The 8,033-nt window shown below is 67.8% G+C and carries 9 protein-coding genes; 8 read left to right on the top strand and 1 reads right to left on the bottom strand.

All coding sequences use genetic code 11. From position 1 onward, the window contains the following. Window positions 1-49 precede the first annotated feature (49 nt). From hisF to ACIPIA_RS06480, 7 genes are all read left to right on the top strand, one after another. The gene (hisF, locus tag ACIPIA_RS06510; protein ID WP_400507806.1) at window positions 50-814 is read left to right on the top strand and encodes an imidazole glycerol phosphate synthase subunit HisF; all 765 of its coding nucleotides are present in this window, start codon (window positions 50-52) and stop codon (window positions 812-814) included. Continuing rightward, a complete protein-coding gene (locus ACIPIA_RS06505; RefSeq protein WP_400507802.1) occupies window positions 814-1,134 on the top strand; it encodes a phosphoribosyl-ATP diphosphatase in 321 nt (106 codons plus the stop codon). Before hisF ends, ACIPIA_RS06505 begins: the two co-directional genes overlap by 1 nt. A 55-nt stretch (window positions 1,135-1,189) precedes the next feature. Then, window positions 1,190-2,164, top strand: a complete 975-nt coding sequence (gene coaA, locus ACIPIA_RS06500) for a type I pantothenate kinase (protein WP_400507804.1) — start codon at window positions 1,190-1,192, stop codon at window positions 2,162-2,164. A gap of 17 nt (window positions 2,165-2,181) precedes the next feature. After that, complete coding sequence (locus ACIPIA_RS06495; RefSeq protein WP_400507800.1) at window positions 2,182-2,709, top strand: DUF1697 domain-containing protein; 528 nt, start codon at window positions 2,182-2,184, stop codon at window positions 2,707-2,709. Beyond that, window positions 2,709-3,155, top strand: a complete 447-nt coding sequence (locus ACIPIA_RS06490) for a YqaA family protein (RefSeq protein ID WP_400507798.1) — start codon at window positions 2,709-2,711, stop codon at window positions 3,153-3,155. Before ACIPIA_RS06495 ends, ACIPIA_RS06490 begins: the two co-directional genes overlap by 1 nt. 128 nt (window positions 3,156-3,283) lie before the next feature. After that, the gene (locus ACIPIA_RS06485; protein WP_400507796.1) at window positions 3,284-3,634 is read left to right on the top strand and encodes a RidA family protein; all 351 of its coding nucleotides are present in this window, start codon (window positions 3,284-3,286) and stop codon (window positions 3,632-3,634) included. A gap of 89 nt (window positions 3,635-3,723) precedes the next feature. Further along, complete coding sequence (locus ACIPIA_RS06480) at window positions 3,724-5,055, top strand: hypothetical protein (protein WP_400507794.1); 1,332 nt, start codon at window positions 3,724-3,726, stop codon at window positions 5,053-5,055. A gap of 7 nt (window positions 5,056-5,062) precedes the next feature. Here the strand turns inward: ACIPIA_RS06480 and ACIPIA_RS06475 are convergent, their stop codons facing one another. Further along, window positions 5,063-6,211: an aminotransferase gene (locus tag ACIPIA_RS06475; RefSeq protein WP_400507792.1), complete on the bottom strand. Its 1,149-nt coding sequence runs from the start codon at window positions 6,209-6,211 to the stop codon at window positions 5,063-5,065. Window positions 6,212-6,654: 443 nt separating this feature from the next. Here ACIPIA_RS06475 and ACIPIA_RS06470 point away from each other — a divergent pair. Continuing rightward, window positions 6,655-8,033, top strand: a 1,379-nt coding sequence (locus ACIPIA_RS06470; protein WP_400507790.1) for a cobyric acid synthase, incomplete at its 3' end; no start/stop codon positions are given.

The following is an 8,033-nucleotide window of genomic DNA, read 5'->3' as shown; positions in this document are numbered from 1 at the left end:
GCTTGCCCTTCGTTATCAATCGGTCCCTCGCACGAGTTCCTTGCTGCCGATGACCCTGAAAACCCGCATCATCCCCTGCCTCGACGTCAAGGACGGCCGCGTCGTCAAGGGCGTGAAGTTCGTCGACCTCGTCGATGCCGGCGATCCGGTCGAGGCCGCCAAGGCCTATGACGCGGCGGGCGCCGACGAGCTCTGCTTTCTCGACATCACCGCCAGCCATGAAGACCGTGGCATCCTGTTCGACGTGGTGACGCGCACGGCCGAAGCCTGCTTCATGCCGCTCACCGTCGGAGGCGGCGTGCGCAAGGTCGAGGATATCCGCGCGCTGCTGCTCGCCGGCGCCGACAAGGTCTCGATCAACACCGCCGCCGTCACCAACCGCCAGTTCGTCAAGGAAGCGGCCGAGAAGTTCGGCGACCAGTGCATCGTCGTCGCCATCGACGCGAAGCAGGTCTCGCCCGGGCGCTGGGAGATCTTCACCCATGGCGGGCGCAATGCGACCGGCATCGAGGCCGTCGCCTTCGCGCGCGAGGTCGTCTCGCTGGGCGCGGGCGAATTGCTGGTCACCTCGATGGACAAGGACGGCACCAGGTCCGGCTACGATCTCGGCCTGACCTGCGCGATCGCGGACGCGGTCTCGGTCCCGGTCATCGCCTCGGGCGGTGTCGGCGACCTCGACGACCTCGTCGCAGGCGTCAGCAAGGGCCACGCCTCGGCGGTGCTTGCCGCCTCTATCTTCCATTTCGGCACCTATACGATCCAGCAGGCCAAGGCCCATATGGCGGAAGCCGGCCTGAGGATGAGGCTGGACTGATGGCCGGGTTCACCCTCTCCGATCTCGAAGACCGCATCGCCGAACGCGCCGGCGCCTCGCCCGAGGAATCCTGGACCGCGAAGCTCCTGGCTGCCGGGCCGGAACGCGCCGCCAAGAAGTTCGGCGAGGAGGCGGTCGAAGCCGTCATCGCAGCCGTCAAGGGCGATCGCGCCGAACTGATCGCCGAGAGCGCCGATGTGCTCTATCATCTTTTGGTCGTGCTCAAGGCCCGCGATGTTGCATTGCGGGACGTCTTGAGCCAGCTTGAGGCCCGCACCGCCCGCTCCGGACTGGCGGAAAAGGCGGCCCGGCCCCGTTGAGTATCGCGAGGATGGACCCGCGTTGAACCTCGAAGCCTGGATTGCGGGTCGCGTCATGGACCAGCACCTCATCACCACTCCGCCCGAACGCGAACTGGTCTCGCCCTACCGCCTGTTCTCGCGGGACGAATGGGCGCATCTGCGCGCCGACGCCCCGCTGACGCTCTCGGTCGACGACCTGACCAAACTGCAGTCGATCAACGACCCGATCTCGCTCGACGAGATCGTCGCGATCTACCTGCCGCTGTCGCGCCTGCTCTCTCTCTATGTCGCGGCGACGCAGGGGCTGTTCAAGGCGACGCAGCGCTTCCTGATGGCCGAGGCCGAGGTCAAGGTGCCCTATGTCATCGGGGTCGCCGGCTCGGTCGCGGTCGGCAAATCGACCACGGCCCGCGTACTGAAGGCGCTGCTTTCGCGCTGGCCGAACACGCCGAAGGTCGAGCTCGTCACCACCGACGGCTTCCTCCTGCCGAATGCCGAGCTCGAACGGCGCGGCCTGATGCAGCGGAAGGGCTTTCCCGAAAGCTATGACGGCGCCGCGATCCTGCGCTTCCTCTCCGACGTCAAGGCAGGCAAGCCGCAGGTGACGGCTCCGATGTATTCGCATCTCGTCTATGACGTCGTGCCGGGCGAGACGGTGACGGTCGAACGGCCAGATATCCTGATCCTCGAAGGGCTCAATGTCCTGCAGCCGAACCGGATGCCGAAGGACGGCACCGCCATTCCCTTCGTCTCGGACTATTTCGACTTCTCGGTCTATCTCGACGCCGACGAGCACGACCTGCATCGCTGGTACGTCAATCGCTTCATGACGCTGCGCCAGACGGCCTTCCGCGATCCGCGCTCCTTCTTCCGCAAATATGCGGAGATCGGCGAGGAGGAGGCGCTCGCCATCGCCGAGAAGCTCTGGACGGGCATCAACCTGCCGAACCTGCAGGAAAACATCCTGCCGACGCGCCAGCGCGCCAGCCTGATCCTGACCAAGGGCGCGAGCCACCGCATCCAGCAGGTCGCCCTGCGCCGGCTGTAGCGCAGGAAAAGCCTGCGATGACGACCTATGTCGCGCTCCTGCACTCGATCGTGCTCGGCCCCGGCAAGCGCGTGGTGATGGCCGATCTGAAGGCCATGGCAGCAGCGCTCGGTTTCGGCAATCCGCGAACCTGGGTCTCCACCGGCAACCTGGTCTTCGAAGGCGAGGAGGCGCCCCTCGCCGACATCGAGGGCCGGCTGGAAGCCGCCTTCGAATGCCGTTTCGGCAAGCATGTCGACATCATCCTGCGGACGGCACAGGGCTGGCGGCAGCTCGCCGCCCGGAATCCGTTTCCGGAGGGGAGTGGCGACGCCGTCGGCATCCGCGTCATGCGACAGCCGCTCGGCCCGGACACCTTGTCCATGCTGCGCTCGATCGCCACGCCCGATATGCGGCTGGTGCTGACGGATGGCGATCTCTGGATCGATTTCGCAGGCGAGCCAAGCGAGGCGAAGCTGCTCTCGCATCTGACGACCAGAAAGCTGGGTATCGGCACGCTGCGCAACGCCAACACCGTCAAGGCGCTGGCCGCGATGCTGCACTGATGCTCGATCTCTCCTCCCTTGCCGCCATGGCGGGCGCGGCGTTCCTTGCCGCGACCTTGCTGCCCGCACAGTCGGAGGCGGTCTTCGTCGGCCTTCTCGCCACCAGGAGCGCGGATCCGCTCGCGCTGTTCCTGACCGCGAGCCTGGCGAATACCGCCGGCTCGATCCTCAACTGGTGGCTCGGCCGGCTGATCGCGCGCCACGGCGTCGAGAAGCTGCCGGCGCGGCTGCGGCCCGATCCGAAACGTCTGGCCCAGGCGCAGGCCTTTTTTGCCCGCTTCGGCTGGCCGTCCCTGCTGCTGGCCTGGCTGCCCATCGTCGGCGACCCGCTGACCTTCGTCGCAGGCACGCTGAACTACCCGCTCGGACGCTTCGTGATACTGGTGCTCGTCGGCAAGGCCGGGCGCTACGCCGCGCTCTGGGCCGGGTGGGCCGGGCTCGCCTGAAACGCTTGCTCCGCCATTGAGGACGCTTCCGAAAAGCGCTGCGCGGCTTCCAGGCGGAACAGCATATGATTTGCGAAACCGGGCAGGGCGGGCTACCAGCGAAAGCGTCCGTTCAAGGAGATTTGACTATGAGCATTCAGCGTATCGGCGTCGGCCCGCGCATGTCCAAGGCCGTCGTGCACGGCGACACCGTCTATCTGGCCGGCCAGGTCGCGGACAAGGCGGCCGGCAAGAGCGTCGGCGAGCAGACCGCCGACATCCTCGGCATCATCGACGGGCTCCTGGCCGAGGCCGGCACCGACAAGTCGAAGCTGCTGATGGTCAACATCTGGCTGTCGGACATGTCGACCTTCGCCGAGATGAACGCCGTCTGGGACAAGTGGGTCGTCGCCGGCCAGACCCCGGGCCGCGCCACGGTCGAGGCCAAGCTGGCCGCGCCGCAGTTCACGGTCGAGATCGCGGTCATCGCCGCGAAGTAAGCCCCCAGCCAAGCCGGAAGCGGGAGGCGACCATCAGCCAGTCCGACCAGATCGCCCCGCTTCTGGCACGCGTCGCCGGACGCCACGCTTTGCCGCCGGTGGCGCTGGCGGCGATGATCGCGGACTGGTTGCGCCACCCCGGCGCGGCCGCGCCGACCGAGGCCCTGCTTGATCGCAAGGCGGGCGATTTTCGCACCTTGGCCCAACGCCTCGCGACGCCGCTCGGCGACGCGGACATTCTCCGCCTGCGTGGTGAGGCAGCCGGGGGCATGGCCGCCGGTCGCCTTGCCGAGGCCGACAAGGCCCTTGCGCAGGCCGAGCTTCGTGCCATCGGAGGCTCGACCGACCTCTCGACATTGCCGCTCGAACGGCGGCTGCTGATCGGCGAGAACCGGGCGGACCGCGCAGCGCTCAGCTTCCTGCGCACGACCTCCGACGGCTATCGCGAAGCCGCCGCTCGCTACGGCGAGGCTTCCGCGCTGATCGGTCTCGCCAATATCGATCTCAGCCGGGCCGCGGCGCTCAACCAGGCGAAGGCGCTCGCGCGCATCAGCGAGGATTTCGGCGGCCGCGACGGCTACGATGCCGCCATCGCCGCCTTGCGCCGCCTGATCGAAGGGCTGGACAGCCTGGCCGACACCGTCGCCTTCGCCGGCGCCCAGGAGGCCTTGGCTTCGGCGCTCGAAGGTCTCGCCGCCCTCACCGGCGACGCCAAGCTGGTCGTTGCGGCGCTCGAGCATTGCCGCTCGGGCATCGAGTATCTCGGCCGCGAAGAGTCGCTGCCGCTATGGCGCGCCCTGAAGCTGCGCATCGGCCGGCTCGCCGTGACGCTCGGAATCGCGCAGAAGGACGACGAGTTGCTCGAAGAGGCGATCGCCACCTATGCCGGCGTCCTCGCGACCTGGAACCGCGCCGATGACGAACCGCGGTGGCTCGAGGCCGAGCACATGATCTCGCGCGCACGGGCCACGCTCGGCCGGCGGCGGAGCGACCTGTCCCTGCTGGAGCGAGCCTTCAACGGCCTCAATCGCGTATCAATGGCGACGGAGCGCACGCGCGATCCGCTACGCTGGGCGGAACTGCAGGACCAGATGGGCAGAGTGCTCGCGGCGATGGGCGAGCGCTACAGCGAACCCGTCGTGCTCGAAGAAGCGATCGCGGCCTTCGCCTTGGCGATGGAGGAGCGCCGGCAGGACGGCCATCCGCTGCTCTGGGCACGCAGCCTGGCCAATCAGGCCGAGGCCATGCTGCAGCTGGCGCGGCGCAACAAGGACAAAGACCTGGCCCAGAAGGCGCTGGCTCAGCTGATGACCGCAACCGAGACGGCGCGCCGCTCGGCCGCCGGCGAGGCGCTCGCCGCCGATCTGCAGAAGCGGCTCGTCGCAGCCGGCGAGACGGCGACCAGGCTGATCGGCGGCTGAACCAGCTTCAGCGTGCGTGGCGTGTCGCCAACCTCTCCAGCGCCGCATCAAGCGTCGCATCCCGCTTGGCGAAGCAGAAGCGGACGACGTTCTTCACCGCACCCTCGGCATAGAAGGCGCTGACGGGAATCGCCGCCACTCCGGTCTCCGTCGCCAGGCGCCGGCAGAAATCCGCATCGTCGCTCTCGCCGAGCGGCGCAATGTCGACATTGAGGAAGTAAGTCCCGGCGCTCGGCAGCACCGAAAAGCCGAGATCGCGCAGCCCTGAGGCGAAACGGTCGCGCGAGCGCTGGAAATCGGCGCGCATGCCATCGAAGTAGTCGTCATCCTTGCCGAGACCGTAGGCGACGGCGGCCTGCAGGTTCGGCGGCGTGGTGAAGGTGATGTACTGATGCGCCTTGGCCAGCACGCGCATGATCGCGGGCGCGGCCATGACGAGCCCGACCTTCCACCCGGTCAGCGAGAAGATCTTGCCGGCCGAGGAGATCTTGACCGTGCGCTCGCGCATATCGGGGCGGCCGAGCACGGAGGCGTGGCGGTGCCCGTCGAAGACGACATGCTCCCAGACCTCGTCGCAGATCGCGATCGCATCGTGGCGGACGCAGAAATCGGCAAGGAGATCGAGATCGGCCCGGCTGAAGATCGTCGCCGTCGGATTGAGCGGGTTGTTGAACAGGACGACCCTGGTCTTCGGAGAGAAAGCCTTCGCCAGCGCCTCTTCGGTCAAGCCGAAATGCGGCGGCGTCAGCGTCACGAATTTCGGGATGCCGCCTGCCCGACGCACCAGCGGCAGATAGGCGTCGTACATCGGCTCGAACAGCACGACCTCGTCGCCGGGCGTCACCAGGGCCATCAGCGCACCGGCGATCGCCTCGGTCGCGCCGGATGTGACCATCACCTCGCTGGCGGGATCGAGATCAAGCCCCTGCCAGTGCTTGTAGTGCGCGGCGACGGCCTGCCGCAACTCCGGCAGGCCCATCATCGGCGGATACTGATTCCAGCCGTCCATGACCGCATCCGCGGCCTTGCGCCGCACGTCCTCCGGGCCGGGATCGTCCGGAAAGCCTTGGCCGAGATTCACCGCGCCGGTTTCGCGCGCGAGCTGTGACATCGCCTCGAAGACGGTGGTCGGAAGAGCGGAGAAGATCGGATTCATCGCTATGGCCGGCAGGTGCAGGGACGCAATCCGGATTAGAGCATCGGGCCTGAAAGGGGAAACGCCTTTTCTTGGCCTTTCCGATGCGGGCGAGCCGCATCGGTAGGGAGGCATGCGCCGCCTGGCGCGGTTGCGTCCCGGGCGCTGACGGCGGTGGAAATCAGAGGAGCGAAATATGCCGACTGATGAATGTTGACATTCGTCATCAATCAGTATCTATTGGCTTTCAGCCGGTCCTCGGCGGGAACTTGCTGCGACTTCGCCCCTTTGGCGTAGCAAGCTACCGCGGTGGACCGGCGAACCATGTCAGGAAGGCGATTCCTCCCGGCGCTCCCGGACCGTGGCGCTTTGGCGCCGGCTCCTCATGGTTCCGGTACCTGCCTTGCAGGAAGATTGCCCGCCGACGGCTTTCCGTGCAGCCGATAACCGGGCTAAGCAGGCCAATGTCCTGCGCGACCCCTGCCATCATGATCCTCGGCACCGGCTCCAATGTCGGCAAGTCGCTGCTCGTGGCCGGCCTGTGCCGGCTCTTCGCGAATCGCGGGCTGCGGGTGCGCCCCTTCAAGCCACAGAACATGTCCAACAATGCCGCGGCGACAGCCGGCGGCGAAATCGGCCGCGCCCAGGCGCTGCAGGCACGGGCGGCCCGCGTCGATCCGCATCCCGACATGAACCCGGTCCTGCTCAAGCCCGAGGGCGAGCAGGGCAGCCAGATCATCCTGCAGGGCCGCGTCGCCGGCCGGCTGACATCGCGGGATTTCGCGCGGCGCGGCGATTTCCTGCCGCGCGTGCTCGAAAGCTTCGAACGCCTCGGGAGAGAGGCGGACCTGGTCATCGTCGAGGGCGCGGGCTCTCCCGCCGAAACCAATCTGCGGGCGCGGGACATCGCCAATCTCGGCTTCGCCCGCGCCGCCGACGTCCCGGCCGTGCTCATTGGCGATATCGACCGGGGCGGCGTGATCGCGAGCCTCGTCGGCACCCATGCCGTGCTCGACCCTGCGGACCGGGCGATGATCCGCGCCTTCGCGATCAACCGTTTCCGCGGCGATGTCGGGCTGTTCGGCCCCGGGCTGGCCACGATCGCAGCAGCGACCGGCTGGCCCTCGCTCGGCGTCGTTCCCTGGTTTGCGTCTGCGTCGCGCCTGCCGGCAGAGGACGGGCTCGACATCCGGTCGGGGCGCAGGCCCGGCGCGCGCCTCCGAATCGCGGTGCCGGTGCTCCCCGGCATCGCCAATTTCGACGATCTCGATCCGCTCAAGCTCGAGGAGAATGTCGACCTCGAGATGATCGGCCCCGGGCGACCGCTGCCGGGCGATGCCGATCTCGTCATCCTGCCAGGCTCGAAGACGACGCTGCGCGACCTTGCGGCATTGCGGCACGAAGGCTGGGACATCGACATTCTCGCCCATCGCCGCCGCGGCGGGCATGTCCTCGGCCTTTGCGGCGGTTACCAGATGCTCGGGCGCGTGGTGCGCGACCCGCTCGGACTGGAAGGTCCCGCCGGTGAGGCCCCCGGTCTCGGCCTGCTCGACGTCGAAACCAGCTTGGACGCCGACAAGACCGTGCGCGAGGTCGATTTCAGCGACTCCGCCGGCGCCGCGCGCGGGAGGGCCTACGAAATTCATCTCGGCCGGACCGCTGGCGGCGATACGGCCCGCGCCCCGTTCCACGTCGGAGACCGGGCCGAAGGCGCCGCCAGCCCCGACGGGCGCGTCGTCGGGAGCTATCTGCATGGCGCCTTTGCCTCGGACGCAGTGCGCAGCAGATGGCTTGCCCGGATCGCGGGCGTCGACCTGCCATCGACCTTGCGCTATGACGATGC

Origin of the sequence: Allobosea sp. CER48 (assembly GCF_044752385.1) — a bacterium.
GTDB lineage: Bacteria > Pseudomonadota > Alphaproteobacteria > Rhizobiales > Beijerinckiaceae > Allobosea.
This window is presented reverse-complemented; position numbering and strand designations above follow the sequence as displayed.

Coding starts and splice junctions, on each gene's coding strand:
- hisF (WP_400507806.1), top strand. CDS start 50: ATGACCCTGAAAACCCGCATCATCCCCTGCCTCGACGTCAAGGACGGC.
- ACIPIA_RS06505 (WP_400507802.1), top strand. CDS start 814: ATGGCCGGGTTCACCCTCTCCGATCTCGAAGACCGCATCGCCGAACGC.
- coaA (WP_400507804.1), top strand. CDS start 1,190: ATGGACCAGCACCTCATCACCACTCCGCCCGAACGCGAACTGGTCTCG.
- ACIPIA_RS06495 (WP_400507800.1), top strand. CDS start 2,182: ATGACGACCTATGTCGCGCTCCTGCACTCGATCGTGCTCGGCCCCGGC.
- ACIPIA_RS06490 (WP_400507798.1), top strand. CDS start 2,709: ATGCTCGATCTCTCCTCCCTTGCCGCCATGGCGGGCGCGGCGTTCCTT.
- ACIPIA_RS06485 (WP_400507796.1), top strand. CDS start 3,284: ATGAGCATTCAGCGTATCGGCGTCGGCCCGCGCATGTCCAAGGCCGTC.
- ACIPIA_RS06475 (WP_400507792.1), bottom strand. CDS start 6,211: ATGAATCCGATCTTCTCCGCTCTTCCGACCACCGTCTTCGAGGCGATG.